The following is a 17,234-nucleotide window of genomic DNA, read 5'->3' on the forward strand; positions in this document are numbered from 1 at the left end:
GAAAGAAGTTGCCGTGAGGGTAGCTTCTTTTTATTGTAGTAACGGTGTATACAAAACAACATAAAAAAAGCTGGAAGAATCCTTCCAGCTTACGAGTTACTTTCAATTTGGCGACCGTTTTCTTCTTCATTGTCTTGTAAAAGGTTGAATACGTCTGCTAGGCAGAATGCAATGAACCAAGTCCATAGACCGTGGAAGAAAGCTGAGCTTAATTGAAGTGGTAATGTATAGTTAGTCATTGAGTAGGAAATGCATCCGCCAACGATTCCAATCATTGTTAATAACATTGTTTTTTGCGCATTTTCTTCTGGATTGAAGAGGAAGTAAATGTATCCACCTAAAATTGAAGCGCTTACAAGGGTTTCGATTCCATTAAAAATGATATTCTCTCCAAGCTGAGTGTTTGTCCAGAAGCAGATCGTTCCGCCGATAATAGCAAACAGGACAGCTATTGTGTATCTTATATATTGATTCATATGTTCATCTCCTTATGTAATAAGATGATTTGGAAGTCAAAAAGGTAGGTATAGTATATTGAAGTGAGTTTTAGTTGTACGTATCTTTTTATAAAAAGATCATTGAAGAGTGATCGGTTGTTTAAACCGTTACGTGTATGGTGTCTGAAATATACCCGACTGCTCGTTTCTTTTTGTTTGTAAAATTAGAGAAACTTCCAAGTCTATATACTCTTTTTTTGTGAGTCTGTTTTCATTATAACACATTTAGGGTCACAATAATAGAATTATCTGATTTTGTAATAAGTGTAAAAAATAAAAAGCGCAAGGAAATACCACTAACAATGCAGTTTAGTGGAAGAAGGATTTTAATTTATTATGATGAAATATGTAACCAAGGTGAGATCTAAGAAGGAGGCTTAAATACTATAAAAAATGTTTTGTAGCATGAATGTAAGGGAGGAGAGCTAACTTGGAGATCACAACAGAAAGATTAATAATTAGACCTTTTAAGAGTACGGATTTACAGGATGTATTTGCTATTTATAATAATGATGATACATGTAAGTTCCTATTACATAATAAGTGGACTCATGAAGATATGCAGAAAAAATTTAATAAGAAGCTAGCAAATAATGTACTTACTAAAGAATCAATATTAAGTTTGGCAGTTATATACAAGACTAAAGTAATTGGTGATTTATCCGTATGGTACACAAATATGAAAGACACTGTTGAGATTGGTTATAGTTTTTCAAATGAAGTAGCTGGGAGAGGTTTGGCAACAGAAGCAGTAAATAGTTTGGTATTTAAATTATTTAATGAATTTAATGTACATCGTATACAAGCTAATCTTGATGCACGTAATACAGCTTCAAAAAAATTGTGTGAACGAATAGGCATGAGAAAGGAAGCCCATTTCATACAAGATTTTTGGAATAAAAATGAATGGACAGATAGTATCGTATATGGAATGCTATCCTCCGATTTGTAGTAATAAACTTCGTGATTTTATTATGCTAAAGGGTGCGTTAGTTAAATAACAAAGGGCATAACATATTATATATGACTAATATGTTATGCCCTTTAATGTATTAACCTTTTTTATATGCGTTTGAAACGGCCGACAATTTCAACTGTTTCAGTAATGTTCATGAATGCTTTGTTATCCACTTGACGGATAATACGTTTCATTTCGCCTAACTCATAGCGAGTCACGACAGTGTAAATCATTTTTTTCTTATGGTTTGTATAGCCGCCGACAGCATCTACCATTGTCACCCCGCGTATGCCGTGATGCAATAGTGCGCTTTTTATTTCCTCGCCTTTTTCTGTAACTGTCATTATCGTTAATTTAATATGTTTCGTATGCACAGCATCGATAACTTTGCTGACTACAAACCGGCTAATTAACGTATAAAGCGTAATATCCCATCCGAAAATAAATCCTGCTGCAACAAGTAAGATTAAGTTGAATCCAAAGATGATTGCTCCAATTGAAATATCTCGATGTTTCGCTACAATCAATCCAACAACATCAAAGCCACCTGTTGAAGAAGCAAATCGGAATATGATTCCGGAAGCTGCTCCGCAGATTACACCACCGAATACAGAAGACAGTAAAATATCGTCTGAAACTTGATGTACAGGGATAATGTTCATCGCTAACGATGATACAGCTACAAAGTACGCTGTTAAAAAGGTTGTCTTCTTGCCTAAGTAAAAGTGACTTAAAATAAGAAGAGGAATGTTTAGTAAAAAGATAAGTGCACCGATATTGTAGTGCATTAAATAACCGATAATCATCCCTACACCAGCGAATCCACCGCTAATCATGTTATGCGGGATAAAGAACATATTCATAGAAATTGCATACAAAATAGAGGCTACGAAAATAACAACCAACTGTATGATAAATTCTAAGTGGAATGTTTTAGCTGCTGGGAAGGATAAAAAGGCGGTGTCGGGAACGTAATCGGCGTCTCCTAGTTGACCCATAGTATGTTTCATCTCCATATTCATTTTTGATTACAAGAAGAGAATAAAGGTTTTTTCAAAAACTGGCAATAGTTTTATTATAATGCGAAAATTTTATAAATTTCTAACAAATTAATCCTATACAAGGATACGTGTGAATATACTAAAGAAAGCGAATACATTGGTTTTCTAACATAGTTTTCTTGAGAAAATATGCAAAATACTTTTTTGACGATAAAAGGAAATAGAGAATGTTTGTTGAATGTGCTAAAATGACCTTATTAAGGATGTGAAGCGATGGAATTTTTATTGCAGGATGCAATTCTATATATATCGTTTGTAACGACAGCGCTTTGTTTATTAGAAGTTTTCTTCCTTGCTAATGTTTCTCGCTTTGTGCGTCAGCAAGCATCAAGTGGTAGACAAAGAGCCTTTAAACTAGTTAATACGTGTGAAGAGGGTACTGGTAATGTAACGCTTTTCTCTATTTTTTATAAATATGGAATGATTCGTTCTGTGCGCAGACAAGAATCCAGTGAAGAGAATGACGAGGTCGGTCCGTATACACCAATGTTTCGCTAAATAATTACGAAACATTGGAGGAATGAACATGTTAAAATCATACCGAGCTGTGCTCGTTAGTTTATCATTATTACTTGTTTTTGTTTTATCTGGTTGCAGTAATGCAGCCCCAATTGATGCACATAGTACGGGAATTTGGGATCATTATTTCGTATATCCAATCTCGTTTATGATTCAATTTGTTGCTCATCACATACCAGGAGCTAGCTTTGGGATTGCTATCATTATTATGACGCTCGTTATTCGTTCAGCAATGATTCCATTAGCTGTTTCACAATATCGTAGTCAAGCGAAAATGAAGAAAATGCAACCTGAACTGCAGAAGCTGAAACAAAAATACGGTGATGTGGGTAAAGATCTTGAAAAACAAAAGCAGTATCAAAAGGAAATGTCGGAACTAATGAAATCAGGCGGTTGGAATCCACTAGCTGGTTGCTGGCCACTATTAATACAAATGCCGATTTTCTCTGCTTTGTATTATGCGATTAGCCGAACAGAAGAGATTCGCACATCGTCATTTTTATGGGTGAACTTAGGACATGCAGATCCTTATCATATATTACCGATTATCGCAGCGTTAACGACATTTATTCAGATGAAAGTTTTCCAATCTAATATTACACCTGGAGAACAAGTACAGATGCTGAAAGTGCAGCAAATTATGATGCCAGCAATGATTCTATTTATGGGATTTGCGGCGCCATCAGGACTTGTGTTGTACTGGATAACGGGTAATTTATTTACAATGACACAAACAATTGTATTAAGAAGAATAATGGAACGTGAAGAATTACAATTACAAAAAGCTTAGAAAAACGCCGCTCGGGATGAGCGGCGTTTTTTGTTAAGTCGTTAAGGAAATGTTAAGAAACCAACATTACTATAGGAATTGTATACGAAAGTGTACATGCTTTAGAAATATGAAGGAGGAAATTTCCTATGAAGAAGAAAACAGTTGGGTATTTAGCGATTGCAGGTGCTTTATCATTCGGAATCATTGGAGGAGTCGGTATTCCGGCATTCGCGGCAACGAATATTCAAGCAGCTGAGCAGTCTACAAAAACGGCGAAGAAAGATTTAGATGAAGCTACAAAACAAAAAGTAAAAACGATTATGGACGATACAAAGAAACAGTTGGGGGAGCTAGGTGTAAAGCTTCCAGAGAAAGAAAAACGTAAAGATATGTTCGCTAACTTAGACGAAGCAACAAAAGAAAAAGCGAAATCAATCTTAGAACAAGAGAAATCCGGTAAATTAACACGTGAACAAGCGCAAGAAGAATTAACGAAACTAGGCGTGAAGTTCCCGGAAAAGGGTAAGCATGGAGATATGTTCGCTAACTTAGACGAAGCAACAAAAGAAAAAGCGAAATCAATCTTAGAACAAGAGAAATCCGGTAAATTAACACGTGAACAAGCGCAAGAAGAATTAACGAAACTAGGCGTGAAGTTCCCGGAAAAGGGTAAACATGGAGATATGTTTGCTAACTTAGACGAAGCAACAAAAGAAAAAGCGAAATCAATCTTAGAACAAGAGAAATCCGGCAAACTAACACGTGAACAAGCAAAAGAAGAATTAACAAAGCTAGGTGTGAAATTCCCAGAGAAAGGTAAGCGTAAAGACATGCTTGCTGACTTAGATGAAGCAACAAAAGCAAAAGCAAAGTCTATTTTTGAACAAGAAAAATCCGGGAAATTAACTCATGAGCAAGCAAAAGAAGAATTAACAAAGCTAGGTGTGAAACTTCCAGAGAAAGAGAAGCATGAAGACATCTTTGCGGGATTAGATGAGACAACGAAAGAAAAAGCAAAAGCGATTTTAGAGAATGAAAAGAAACAATTAGAGGCGTTGAATGTGGATCTTCCGCATCATAAGTTTTTTATGAATAAAGATGAGAAATAATTGAGTGAAGTCGTATCTTTCGTGTGGGCAACCGAAAGGTACGTGTAAGGACCGATTTCTGTTAGCAGAAATCGGTCCCTTTTAATGATTCAATAAAATTTTTTTCATTGTTAGTATGTATCCAAAGAGGCAGTAGAAGATTGCAAAACCGATAAACACTTCTGTATATTGGTATTTACCTAATACGTAGAAGGAAGTAGCTGGTATAATAGCTACCGCTAAAATGCTATAACCAGGATACTTGTGCCTGTACATGATAGCGAATAGAACAGAAAGAAACGTAGCGATAATACAAAAAATAGCAATCATTATTCGTGCACCTCCTATATAGACTATACCATTTTTAGGGAATTCGAGAAGTATCGTAACTTCTGTTATAATATAAGAAGAGAAACATTTCGTATGTTATATAAAAAAATATATTGATTTTTTCTAACAATTCAATATAATGAACAATAACTACAAAATTCGACATCAAGAAGTGATGATGAGGACATGATCAATTTTTTACGATTCTCAGAGAGGGAAGCCTTTGGCTGTGAGCTTCCTAATACGGAAAACTGGATTACCACCTCTGAACTGCAGCAGTGAACGGATACCTAGTAATTGCTTGCCGGCAAAAACCGTTATTTAGACTTGAGAAATTGGTGAAGTATGTTACTTTACGAATTGAAACAAGGGTGGAACCACGAATACAACACTCGTCCCTTTTTTAGGGAGGAGTGTTTTTTTATTTCATTTTTGCATCACACTAGAATTGGAAGGAGGATACGCAGCATGCATCATGATGAGAAAAACAAAATTGGTTTAACAGTAGCACTTTCTATCGTAGTAGGAACGATTATTGGATCTGGTGTGTTTATGAAGCCAGGGAGCGTATTAGATTACTCGGGGAGTTCTAATATGGCTATTCTTGCTTGGGTAATTGGTGGTCTGTTGACGTTAGCAAGTGGTTTAACAGTAGCTGAAATTGGAGCGCAAATCCCGAAAAATGGTGGGTTGTATACGTATTTAGAGGAGATTTACGGAAGTTTTTGGGGATATTTATCAGGCTGGATGCAAACAATTGTTTATGGACCAGCTATTATTGGAACATTAGGATTGTACTTTAGCTCTTTAATGATTAATTTTTTCTATTTAGATAAAGTATGGAATTTACCAATTGCTATTGGAACAGTTGTGTTCCTTGGTGTTGTAAATAGTATGGGAACAAAATATGGAGGTATCGTCCAAACGGTTACGACAATTGGGAAGATGATTCCGATCGTATTAATTGTTGTGTTAGGTTTTTGGAAAGGAAATAGCGATATCTTTAATGTAGTAGTGCCGATATCAGAAAATCAAAGTATCGGTATGGCAATTTTAGCAACGTTATTTGCTTATGACGGCTGGATTCTACTTGCTTCAATTGGCGGAGAAATGAAGAATCCAACAAAGTTATTACCGAAAGCGATGACAGTTGGGATTTTAATTGTAACGGCTGCTTACGTACTAATTAACTTGGCATTATTAAATGTGTTACCAGCAGCGAAAATTGTAGACCTTGGAGAGAATGCAACAGCGACAGCTGCGGGCATGCTACTTGGAGAATATGGCGGGAAAATCATTAGTATCGGTATTATCGTTTCTATTTTCGGTTGTTTAAATGGAAAGATTTTAACGTTCCCACGTATTCCGATGTCGATGGCAGAGCGTGGACACCTTCCGTTTTCCAAGTTTATCGCAAAGGAAAGTCCAAGATTTAAAACACCAGCAAATGCGATTACTGTTGAAATCATTTTAGGAATTATTTTAATGATTATTAGTGATCCGAATAAGCTATCTGAGATTTCCGTATTCATTATTTATATTTTCTATGTAATGACGTTTATTGGTGTCTTCATTTTAAGAAAACGTAACAAGAATAAAGAGCGTGCATACAGTGTACCGTTATTCCCAATCGTACCAATCATCGCGATTTTAGGATCATTGTTTGTACTTGGAAGTGCGATTATTAATGATCCGGTAAGTTGTTTCTTATCAATTGGAATTGTATTTACTGGACTGCCGGTGTATTGGTATTTAAATAAGAAGAACAAAACTAGTGTTTAATAATTAGAAGGCAGGCGTATGATACGCCTGTTTTTTTATCCCGCTTTAATGGGCAGTAAGACCCCCACCTCAAAATGCAGCGAAAGCAAAGAATTTAGGTGGGGGATCAACTGCCCATAAAAGTCCGATTGGTTCAACTAATAATCAGTGGGGGATGAAGAAAACCCCCACTGATTAAAGTTTCACTTTATTGTAAAAAAATTGTACTTGTGTTCAATTTCTTTTTTGGTTACTATAGTCGTAGTAACCAAAAAAAGAAAGCGTGGGGAAAGACTTGAATTTTCGTGTGTATATTTTAGCTATCGCGGCTTTCGTAGTCGGAACGGTTGAGCTAATTATAGGAGGAACGCTCGATCTAGTTGCCAATGATTTAGGAGTATCTATTAGTGCAGCTGGTCAGCTTATAACAATATTTTCAGTAGTATTTGCTTTATCAGGTCCGGTTTTATTAGCGGTAACTGGAAAATTTGAAAGAAAAAGATTATACATTGGGGCATTATCAATTTTCTTAATCGGAAATATTATTTCAGCATTTAGTGTGAATTACGGGATGTTAATGTTCTCAAGGGTTGTTTGTGCAGCGAGTGGTTCGCTTATTATTGCACTGTCAGTAACACTTGCTTCTAGTGTTGTAGAACCGCATTTTCGTGCGCGTGCAATTGGAATCATTTTCATGGGGATTAGTGGATCGCTCGTACTTGGAGTACCACTTGGACTTGTACTTGGAAATGCATATGGATGGCGTGCACCATTTGTATTAATTTCGGTATTAACAGTTATAGCAATCGCTTGTATTTCATTATTCTTAACGAAAGTACCACCGACATCAGTACTATCGATAAGAGAACAAATTGCTACGTTAAAAGATAAGAAAATCGTAAGTGCACAGTTAACATCATTTTTATTTTTAACGGGTCATTTAACACTATATGCATATTTAACACCATTTTTAAAAGATGTGATGCATGTTGAAGCGGATTGGATTAGTGTATTTTACTTCATTTTCGGAATTGCAGCAGTACTTGGAGGCGGCCTTGGGGGCTTGCTTGCTGATAAATGGGGATCGAAGAAAAGTATTATTTCAATTATTATTGTATTTGCGTGTGCGATCTTCATATTGCCAATGATGACATTCTCATTCCCGCTCTTTATTATTATGATGGGACTTTGGAGTATGCTGAGCTGGGCTATTTCACCAGCACAACAAAATTATTTAATTGAAATTGCGCCAGAATCGGCTGGTATTCAGCAAAGTTTAAATAACTCTGCGCTTCACTTAGGAATTGCGCTTGGTTCAACAGTAGGCGGAGTTGTTATTGAAAAATCATCTGTTATATATAATGCTTGGGTAGGTGGCGGCTTTATTATATTAGCTCTGCTTTGTGCGATTTTCTCTATTACGAGAGGACGTTCTACTCAGTTCGTGAAAGAAGAATCTATCGTTTGATAGGTTCTTTTTTAAAAATTGTAAAATTTTGCAGGTTTTAGTGGATATGTGGAGAAAGTTGTATGTAGCGAGGTGATGGGAAAATGATGTTCAATTTCTCTATATTCGGTATGATACTTGCACTATTACCGATAGTTGTAGTTGTTTTTGTATTAAGATGGATTCGTTTCATCTATCAAAATTCAGAGAAACAAGTGGAGCAAAATGAGAAAATAATTAAGTTGTTAATGGAGATAAAAGAAAAAGATAAGTAATATATATTCGTTTAAAATTTGTTTCTCGTAAGTTATGAAGGCACTTATAAAGTGCTTTTTTATTTTTTGGAAATTTTAAATATGTAATATTCATTTGTCAATAGCAGCATGAGAGCAAATAATTTTAAAGTTGCTTATTACTTTGGAACTTTCTCAACAATTCGACAAGATACTACAAAAAAACCACCTATTCTCTTTTTTTTACTATAAGTACAATGAAACAGTAAGATTGCTTCATACAGAAATTTACATATGGTGGTGGAGGGAATGAAACGAAAGATGGTAGGAAAATGGTTTAGTTTTTTAAGTGCTCTTATTATTTTATTAGGAATTGCAATGCCACAAGTAAAGGCAGAAGTAATGAACAGAGAAACATATAAGATGGATTGGAGCTATAGTAATTCGAAACAGCGTGAAATAAAGACCGAAATAATTAAAACGGCTTCGGGTAGTATTGCGTATTGTTTAACGCCTGATTTACGTTCACCCAATGGGGATGATTTGCCTGAGATGGGGAAAACATCTGATTCTGTATACCGTGTTTTATTGAACGGATATCCTCAAAAAAGCCCATCTGAATTAGGTGTAGCGACAACGGAAGAAGCGCATTATGCTACACAATTAGCGGTATGGATTGCAGCAAATGAATTAACGGAAGAAGATTTAGTTGCGAAAAATGAACGAGTACATAATCTTATGAAGCGTTTAGTAGAGGCTTCAAAAAAAGAAACTGGATCACAAGATGTATTCTTTAAAGTTAATCCTGTAGATCCACAAACTGCTACACAAAAAGATGATTATTTAGAAACAGGGTTTTATGCAGTGCAAACAAATGCGGTTTCTGGCTCTTATACAATACTTCCTGAAGGTGCTCCTAAAGGGCTTCGAATTGTAAATGAAAATGGAGAAGAGAAAAGTATATTATCAATTAACGAAAAATTTAAAATTTTAATCCCGAAAAATACGAGTAGTGGTAATTTTAAAATGAAAGTAAAGTCTAATTTAACAAATTTACAAGCAATAGCTTTTAAAGGCTCGGAAAAAGTTCAAAATACAACGGTATTGTTACAAAGAAATAGTGAGAAAATCAGTACAGATTTAGTTGTAAATTGGGAATCAGTAGGCTCTTTAAAGATTATGAAATTAGGAGAAAAAAAGGAATTATTAAAAGGGGCGGTGTTTGAAGTTTCTAATGAAAACTTTAAACAAAATGTCACGACTAATGATAAGGGGATTGCGGAGCTAGGGAATCTTCCAATCGGTATATATAGCGTCAAAGAAATTCAAGCGCCAGCTGGATATGTGTTAGACGGAAGTATTAAAAAAATTGAAGTGAAAACTGGTGAAACTGCTGTATTAGAGTTGAAAAATGAAAATATAAAAGGTGAACTAGAAATAACGAAAGTAAATATAGCGGATGGGAATACAAAATTACCAAATGCAGAGTTTACAATCTACAACGAACAAGGGAAAGAAGTAGTAAAAGGGAAAACAAATGAGCAAGGTATAGCGAAATTCAAACTACCGTACGGAAAGTACACGTATAAAGAAACAATAGCACCGAATGGATATGTAATAAATGAAGAGACGTTCTCATTTGAAATAAAAGAGGATGGCGAAATTATTAAACATATCGTTCAAGATAAGAAAGTAGAAGGTGAGTTAGAAATAACGAAAGTAGATGTAGCAGATGGGAATACGAAGTTACCAAATGCAGAGTTTACAATCTACAACGAACAAGGGAAAGAAGTAGTAAAAGGGAAAACAAATGAGCAAGGTATAGCGAAATTCAAACTACCGTACGGAAAGTACACGTATAAAGAAACAATAGCGCCGAATGGATATGTAATAAATGAAGAGACGTTTGCATTTGAAATAAAAGAGGATGGCAAAATTATTAAACATATCGTTCAAGATAAAAAAGTAGAAGGTGAATTAGAAATAACGAAAGTAGATATAGCGAATGGGAATACGAAACTGCCAAATGCAGAATTTACAATCTACAACGAACAAGGAAAAGAAGTAGTAAAAGGGAAAACGGATGAAAAAGGTGTAGCGAAATTTAAACTACCATACGGAAAGTACACGTATAAAGAAACAATAGCACCAAATGGATATGTAATAAATGAAGAGACATTCGCATTTGAAATAAAAGAGGATGGACAAATTATTAAACATATTGTGAAAAATAAGAAAGAAGAAAAGGCATCACTTCCTTCTAAGCCAAATAAGCCAACACCGAATGAAGAAGTGAAACCTTCCGCTGATGTGAAGCCGATGCAACAACCTAATACTCATAATGAAGTGCGTTTACCAGCTACTGGCGGCGTCGGCAATGAATTTACCGCTTTATTCGTTTTAGGAATTGGTTTTATTATTGCGGGTGCTTATGTGTTAAGGATGAAAAATAGAAAAGAAATGTAGAAAAAAACGCCTTGTAATAGAGGCGTTTTTTAGTATCTCAACTTCATCAACAAACTCTTAATTTCCTCATCTTCCATAAAGAGATCATGGTGTTTCTGGGTAATCTTCGCAAGTGCAACGTCATGATAGAAAAATTCTGTAAAGAACTTTACGAAAGGTTGTGACATTGTTTTCATTGCTTGCCATGACTCTTGCTCTACACCAGCAAATAAAATTTCACGGTCGTCAACGATGAGTAGTAAGTAGCGCTCTAGCGCATTAGGCTCTTCAGCTGGGATTAGAAAATGCATGTTTTCTAAGTTTGTTTCTACGTTTCCAACGATAAGGGACTCGGTTTTGACCCCTTGTTTTGCCTTTTCTTCTAATAACGGAAGATATTCTAAAAGAGTATCATTCCAAGCTGAAATGCGAATTGATTCTTTTGCACTTTCGATGAGTTCTTTACTTTGAACTCGAATAGAAGATTGCATTTTTAAGCTCCACACACGGTCATCTGTAAATGATTTTTTTGATATATTCGTTTCTAATTCTTTAATGTTTGATTGAAATTCTGTCGTTAATTTTTCGATTGCGAGCTTGAGTGGTAATGCTGTATACAATTTTTTCTTTTCTGAAACAGAATCCATTACCATTCCTTTATCAATCAGGCGTGCTAGCACTTCATATATTTTTGCTTTTGGAACACCAGAATGCTTCACAATTGTTGTAGCATCTAATGGTTCATTGCTTGATACGACAACTTCGTAAGCTTGGCTTTCATATTGTGAGAAACCGAATTTTTGTAACATAGTTCCCTCCGAACGAATGAGATTATATTTTAAGGATAATGAACTATTTGTTTTTGCACAAGTGGTAGTAGGTTTTCTACTCAGATTGAGGTGAGAATTAGTTTCAATTTTTTAATTTTATCCATTATACTTAATATAATGATTAATGCGATTACAATACAACGAGAAGGGATGCTTGGGGGAAGATGTTAAGAAGTTTACGTTTAAAAATTGCGGTAGTATTTTCGGTACTGATTTCTATGATGTTCGTAATATTGGGTACAGCTATGTATGAATTACAGAAAGAGAAGGAAGTGCGCTCCTTAGACCAGTATTCTCAAAATACGATGGATCTTGTGACAGAGCAACTTACGACATTTGTTCAAAGAACGGATGAAGACATGGGGTATTATGCGAACAGTGAGATGATTCGTAATATGCTTCAAGACGGGGTTACTCCAGAAGAGGAAGCATTTTTGACGAAAGAGTTTTCGGAGTATAAAAAGAATCATCCTGGTATTTTAGACTTATATATTGGTACGAAAGATAAAAAAACATTAAGTGCCAATCTTGCTGAAGGTGGACAAGTGCCAGAAGGATATGATCCAACGACAAGATCATGGTATAAAGACTCAGAAGCTGATGTGAAAAAGGTTCACTGGGGACAACCTATGTATGAAATTGCAACAGGTAAGTTAAGCGTGGGAGTTTCTAAAGCAATTACAGCTCAAGATGGATCTGTATTAGGTGTTGTTGCGATGGATGTATCACTTGGAACAATTCAGAAGTTACTTCATAATATTCAATATAATAATGGCGGAGAAATGTTTATTATAAATGATAAAAATATGGCTCTTGTTTACCCAGAGAAAATAGGGAAAGATGTTTCGAAAGAGCCACTTGTGAAGAGTTTAAATAAAGAGGTAACAAAATATGCTGTCACTACATTAAAAGGTGAAGATGTAGTTGTTTATAGTCAGTCATTTGATTTGATGAAATGGAAAATAGGAATTTTTTATCCGAAAGAAACGATTGATGGGCTATTAAATAGTATGAGAAATACAATCCTTATAATGGCATGTATTAGCTTATTAGTTGGAATCGTGGCTTCATACTTGTTCTCAAGAAGATTAGCAAGACCACTTCAACTATTAACGAATCACGTTCAAAAAGTAGCAGAAGGTGATTTAACGTTGCAAATGAAAGTGACAAGTAAGGATGAAGTTGGAGAACTGACGAACCATTTTAATCATATGGTTGAGCAAATGAATGAAATGGTAAGTAAAATTAAAAATAGTGTATCAACAGTGCAACAATCAACAAATAATCTGCATTATTTAACGAATGAAACTGTAGCCGCTAGTAGAGAAGTGTCAGGTGCAATGGATGATGTGAGCGGAGGAGCTTCTACGCTTGCTAATAGTGTAGATGAAGTTTCAGAGCAGCTCGAGAATATGGCGCAGTCAGTGGAACAAATGAATAATTCAGTCGGTGACATAAAAGACGTGGCTGGCAAAGCTGAAGAGGCATCTAAGCAAGGCTTAAATACGATGCGTAATTTAGTTCGTACAAGGGGCCAATCATCTTCGATTGTTGTTCACACAGAAGAAGCATCTGGTAAGTTAGAGCAAAGAGTTGGATCGATTCAAAATGTAGTAGAGCTTATAAAAGGTATTTCGGATCAAACGAATTTACTTGCTTTAAATGCTTCGATTGAGGCGGCGCGTGCAGGGGAACAAGGTAAAGGCTTTGCTGTTGTTGCCGAAGAAGTTCGAAAGTTAGCGGAACAATCGAAAGAGGCGACAGGAGAAATTGCAACGATGATCGGCGATGTACAAGTAGAGGTAAAACGAGTTGTAGAGGTTGTAAGTAAATTAAAAGATATTGCAGATATACAAAATAAAGTTACGACAGAGGCAGAAACGGAATTCCGCACAATTATGTCAGTTGTAAATACAATTAGTACTTCAGTCGAACAAATTGTAGAAGAGGTACATAACATCGGTTACGAGCAAGGAGAAATTACAACGGTAATGCATACAATTGCTAGTACAAGTCAAGAAAGCGCAGCTGTTTCGGAAGAAGTAAATGCTGCAACTGAATCTCAAGTGAGTCATCTAGAAAAGGTAGCTCATACGATGGAAAGTTTGACGGAGCATATGAGAGACTTAGAAAGATTGGTTGAGCAGTTTAAAATAGAGGAATAACAAATTAGTAAAATGATGAGTATTTCGGTAAAATAGACAATGGATATATAAGAAGCAATTATAGGAGGAAGACTACTATGGCAATTGTTGACGTATCGATTATTCCAGTAGGAACGGGTAATCCAAGTGTTAGTGAATATGTAGCAGAAGTACAAAAGGTGCTAGAGAAAAATGCAGATCGTGTGAAGTATCAATTAACACCAATGAATACAGTAATTGAAGGAGATCTTCCTGTCATTCTAGAAGTAATTCAACAAATGCATGAAGTTCCATATACGAAAGGTGCACAGCGCGTTGCAACAACAATTCGTATCGATGATCGTCGTGATAAAGTAAGCACAATGGAGAAAAAATTAAACTCTGTTCGATCAAAATTATAAGGAAAAGCAGCGATTTTCGCTGCTTTTTTCATATAGGAGGTAAATAAGATGAGTGAAAAATTTAATGAACAATTTGACGGGTTGTTAGAGAAATACACGGAACTATTACTGGGAGAGAGCAATGAAGAGAGAAAAGAACAGGTGCAGAAGTGGGCACTTTATTCTTATATTGCGAAGACGATGCCAGCTTTAGTGAAGCATTGGAATGAGACATATCCAGATGCGAAAGAAGAGATGGTGAAGCTAATTACGGATATTAAAAAAATGAATGAAGAGAAGAGAAATGAGCAGTGAGAAAACTTGAGGTGAATGTTACCTCAAGTTTTCTTTATTAATATCCTTATATAATTTACATGGAATATAAAGGGTTTTATAGGCATGTCGAATATTTTCGACATGCCTATTTTGTGCCTAGTAAACTCCATTTTTCTAAATGTCGAAAAATATTTCAGGCATATTTATAAGCGAGAATATAGGGTTTTAAATGTTTTTATAGTATTTTATAAATTATCTAAATAATTATTTGTATCCAATAATTTTAAACAGTGATATAATTTCGAAGAGGGGTAAAAAACAGATAAATTAAGTCATAGGGGTGAATTACATGGAACAATTAATGCGAAATTCGTTTCTTTTCTTATCTAAAAATAAAGCGCTAACAAAACTGGCTAAAAAGTACGGTTTACGCTTTGGTGCAGGTCGCTTTGTCGCAGGGGAGACGATTGAATTAGCGACAGCAGCTATTAAACAATTGAACAAGCAAGGTCTTTGTGTAACAATCGATTATTTAGGGGAATTCGTTGATAATGAAGCGGAAGCAAATGAAATGGCCAGCGAATCGATTGAAGCGATTCGTGCAATTGGAAGAGAAGGTCTTAATTCGCAGCTTTCTTTAAAGATGACTTCTATGGGATTAGACATCTCTGATGAAATCGTAATGAACAATATGCGCCGTATTTTAGAAGCTGGAAAAGAAAATGGTGTGTTTATTACAATTGATATGGAAGACTATTCGCGCTGCGGGAAAACAATTGAGATCTTTAAACAATTAAAATCTGAATACGATAATATTGGTACAGTTATTCAAGCTTACTTATATCGTACAGAAAAAGATATGGAAGAATTAAATGCTTATAGTCCTAATTTACGTCTTGTAAAAGGAGCTTATAAAGAGCCTGAAGAGGTAGCGTTCCCGGATAAGAAAGATGTAGATGATAACTATAAAAAAATTATTAAAATGCACTTATTAAATGGAAATTATACTGCAATTGCTTCACATGACGAAGCGATTATTGAATATACGAAAAAACTTGCCGAAGAACACAACATCCCAAGAGACCAATTTGAATTCCAGATGTTATATGGTATTCGTAATGAGCGTCAACTTGAGCTAGTAAAAGAAGGTTACAAAATGCGTGTTTATGTACCTTATGGAAACGACTGGTATGGCTACTTCATGCGTCGTCTAGCAGAACGTCCAGCAAACGTTGCGTTCGTGTTAAAAGGTATGGTTAAAAAATAACCAAGGAGAAAATACTCCTTGGTTATTTTAATTGTTGAAATGCGTAATGTGCCATTTTCTTCGTATCAGGATATAGCTGCGTGCGAGTAGAAGATAATACAACATTAATGACGCGTTTACCGTCTTTTTCATCTACTGTTACGACCGTATATTTTCCGAGTGCTGATAGACCGCTTTTACTTCCAATTGCATATGGATCGTCATATAGTTCTTCTCGTCCATAGTTTGCGATGTTTGGAGATCGTTCTGAAGTATGTAGAGTTGTACGTGTTGAATTCATATATTCTAAAACAACTGGGTACTTTAATGCTTCTTTCGTAATCATAGCAATGTCATATGGCGATACTTTATTTCCAAGTGCATCAGCACCACTTGCGTTTTTGAAAGTCGCATGCTTTGTACCAAGTTCCTTCGCTCTTGCATTCATCATTTTTACAAATTCATTTTTTGATCCTGCGATATGTTCTGCGATGGATTCAGCTATTGGGTCTGCACTAATGATAAGCATAAGCTTTAATGCCTCATCCCGCTTTAACTTTTCCCCGGCACGAAGTTTAATTTTCTTACTTTGACTTTCTGTTTTAATTGCGTTCTCTGTAACTGTAATTTCTTCATTTTCTTTTACATTCTCTAGTAAGAGTAAGGTAGTCATCATTTTCCCTATACTAGCCGGATAAGAGCGTTCGTCTTCCCGTTTCCCATACAAAATTTCACCTGTGTCTGCATCGATTGTAATGCCATATTGCCCAGTAATGTTAGGTTGATCCGCTCTTACAGCTTGTTGCCTTTGTGCATAAGAGAAGAAAATCATCCCTGTAAATAGTGTAGCAATCATTACAATCATAACTATTGTTCGTTTCATCATCGTTCCCTCTTTTGTTTTCCATATGTACAAATAAATTGGGCAGAAAAAGCAGCCATTACCCATTATGCCACGTTTTCTGCCCAAAAATATACCGTTATTTTTCGCCCATATTATGCTTCTTATATTGTTGGTTATTACCTTGACGGCCCTTTTCCACACCGTGATTATGAGGACCTGCATTTCCAGTTACGCTTGCTGCGCTAATTCCAGCCTTTGAAGGGTTCTTCTTAAGTTTTGCCATATATATTCCTCCAGTTTCGTCAGATTATAAAAAGGAAAAGTGCATTTTAATGAAGAAAATACACATGTATAGCATAGCCAAATGAAAGAAATATATTTATTTCAGAAAATTTTATCAATA

General features: G+C 35.5%; 18 protein-coding genes and 1 other annotated feature. Of the genes, 12 read left to right on the forward strand and 6 right to left on the reverse strand.

Going from position 1 to position 17,234, the window contains the following annotated elements:
- Positions 1 to 89: 89 nt before the first annotated feature.
- A complete protein-coding gene (locus tag DN394_RS09010; protein WP_001077775.1) occupies positions 90 to 476 on the reverse strand; it encodes a DUF3938 domain-containing protein in 387 nt (128 codons plus the stop codon).
- Between the two features lie 451 nt (positions 477 to 927).
- On the opposite strand from DN394_RS09010, the gene DN394_RS09015 reads away from it, so the two are divergent.
- A complete protein-coding gene (locus DN394_RS09015; protein WP_046960019.1) occupies positions 928 to 1,449 on the forward strand; it encodes a GNAT family N-acetyltransferase in 522 nt (173 codons plus the stop codon).
- A gap of 110 nt (positions 1,450 to 1,559) precedes the next feature.
- Here the strand turns inward: DN394_RS09015 and DN394_RS09020 are convergent, their stop codons facing one another.
- Complete coding sequence (locus DN394_RS09020) at positions 1,560 to 2,453, reverse strand: YitT family protein (RefSeq protein ID WP_000530035.1); 894 nt, start codon at positions 2,451 to 2,453, stop codon at positions 1,560 to 1,562.
- A gap of 276 nt (positions 2,454 to 2,729) precedes the next feature.
- Between DN394_RS09020 and DN394_RS09025 the strand changes: the two genes are divergently transcribed.
- The 3 genes from DN394_RS09025 (at position 2,730) to DN394_RS09035 (ending at position 4,916) form a co-directional block, all read left to right on the forward strand.
- Positions 2,730 to 3,014, forward strand: a complete 285-nt coding sequence (locus tag DN394_RS09025) for a hypothetical protein (protein WP_000394932.1) — start codon at positions 2,730 to 2,732, stop codon at positions 3,012 to 3,014.
- Between the two features lie 28 nt (positions 3,015 to 3,042).
- Positions 3,043 to 3,825 (forward strand): membrane protein insertase YidC, encoded by a 783-nt coding sequence (gene yidC / locus DN394_RS09030; RefSeq protein WP_000920534.1) that lies wholly within the window; start codon positions 3,043 to 3,045, stop codon positions 3,823 to 3,825.
- Between the two features lie 128 nt (positions 3,826 to 3,953).
- Positions 3,954 to 4,916, forward strand: a complete 963-nt coding sequence (locus DN394_RS09035) for a hypothetical protein (RefSeq protein WP_097915708.1) — start codon at positions 3,954 to 3,956, stop codon at positions 4,914 to 4,916.
- Between the two features lie 81 nt (positions 4,917 to 4,997).
- Here the strand turns inward: DN394_RS09035 and DN394_RS09040 are convergent, their stop codons facing one another.
- Complete coding sequence (locus DN394_RS09040) at positions 4,998 to 5,225, reverse strand: hypothetical protein (RefSeq protein ID WP_046960015.1); 228 nt, start codon at positions 5,223 to 5,225, stop codon at positions 4,998 to 5,000.
- Positions 5,226 to 5,391: 166 nt separating this feature from the next.
- Positions 5,392 to 5,628, forward strand: a binding site (T-box leader).
- Positions 5,629 to 5,693: 65 nt separating this feature from the next.
- On the opposite strand from DN394_RS09040, the gene DN394_RS09045 reads away from it, so the two are divergent.
- The 4 genes from DN394_RS09045 (at position 5,694) to DN394_RS09055 (ending at position 11,132) form a co-directional block, all read left to right on the forward strand.
- Entirely contained in the window at positions 5,694 to 7,007 is a 1,314-nt protein-coding gene (locus DN394_RS09045; RefSeq protein WP_000546329.1) for an APC family permease, read from the forward strand.
- 262 nt (positions 7,008 to 7,269) lie between these two features.
- Positions 7,270 to 8,454, forward strand: a complete 1,185-nt coding sequence (locus DN394_RS09050; protein WP_098909258.1) for an MFS transporter — start codon at positions 7,270 to 7,272, stop codon at positions 8,452 to 8,454.
- A gap of 83 nt (positions 8,455 to 8,537) precedes the next feature.
- Positions 8,538 to 8,708, forward strand: coding sequence for a hypothetical protein (locus tag DN394_RS28920; RefSeq protein WP_046960012.1), 171 nt, complete (start codon positions 8,538 to 8,540; stop codon positions 8,706 to 8,708).
- A 267-nt stretch (positions 8,709 to 8,975) separates the two neighbouring features.
- Positions 8,976 to 11,132: a SpaA isopeptide-forming pilin-related protein gene (locus DN394_RS09055; RefSeq protein ID WP_098953703.1), complete on the forward strand. Its 2,157-nt coding sequence runs from the start codon at positions 8,976 to 8,978 to the stop codon at positions 11,130 to 11,132.
- Positions 11,133 to 11,161: 29 nt separating this feature from the next.
- Here the strand turns inward: DN394_RS09055 and DN394_RS09060 are convergent, their stop codons facing one another.
- Positions 11,162 to 11,920: a TrmB family transcriptional regulator gene (locus tag DN394_RS09060; RefSeq protein WP_046960010.1), complete on the reverse strand. Its 759-nt coding sequence runs from the start codon at positions 11,918 to 11,920 to the stop codon at positions 11,162 to 11,164.
- 185 nt (positions 11,921 to 12,105) lie between these two features.
- Here DN394_RS09060 and DN394_RS29965 point away from each other — a divergent pair, with 185 nt between their 5' ends.
- The 4 genes from DN394_RS29965 to DN394_RS09080 all read left to right on the forward strand — a co-directional run bounded on the left by DN394_RS29965 (position 12,106) and on the right by DN394_RS09080 (position 16,008).
- Positions 12,106 to 14,106 (forward strand): methyl-accepting chemotaxis protein, encoded by a 2,001-nt coding sequence (locus DN394_RS29965; RefSeq protein WP_098705159.1) that lies wholly within the window; start codon positions 12,106 to 12,108, stop codon positions 14,104 to 14,106.
- A gap of 77 nt (positions 14,107 to 14,183) precedes the next feature.
- Complete coding sequence (locus DN394_RS09070; protein WP_001018862.1) at positions 14,184 to 14,486, forward strand: MTH1187 family thiamine-binding protein; 303 nt, start codon at positions 14,184 to 14,186, stop codon at positions 14,484 to 14,486.
- 48 nt (positions 14,487 to 14,534) lie between these two features.
- A complete protein-coding gene (locus tag DN394_RS09075) occupies positions 14,535 to 14,780 on the forward strand; it encodes a YusU family protein (protein WP_063222157.1) in 246 nt (81 codons plus the stop codon).
- 310 nt (positions 14,781 to 15,090) lie between these two features.
- Positions 15,091 to 16,008, forward strand: a complete 918-nt coding sequence (locus DN394_RS09080; RefSeq protein ID WP_097917411.1) for a proline dehydrogenase family protein — start codon at positions 15,091 to 15,093, stop codon at positions 16,006 to 16,008.
- Positions 16,009 to 16,030: 22 nt separating this feature from the next.
- Here DN394_RS09080 and DN394_RS09085 read toward each other — a convergent pair whose 3' ends face one another.
- Positions 16,031 to 16,870: a D-alanyl-D-alanine carboxypeptidase family protein gene (locus tag DN394_RS09085; RefSeq protein ID WP_000831460.1), complete on the reverse strand. Its 840-nt coding sequence runs from the start codon at positions 16,868 to 16,870 to the stop codon at positions 16,031 to 16,033.
- Between the two features lie 97 nt (positions 16,871 to 16,967).
- Positions 16,968 to 17,114 carry a YuzL family protein gene (locus DN394_RS09090; RefSeq protein ID WP_001096344.1) on the reverse strand — a complete coding sequence of 49 codons (147 nt, stop codon included), beginning with the start codon at positions 17,112 to 17,114 and terminating at the stop codon, positions 16,968 to 16,970.
- Between the last annotated feature and the right edge of the window lie 120 nt (positions 17,115 to 17,234).

The sequence above is a fragment of the Bacillus sp. BB081 genome, from assembly GCF_008368895.1.
Lineage (GTDB): Bacteria > Bacillota > Bacilli > Bacillales > Bacillaceae_G > Bacillus_A > Bacillus_A wiedmannii.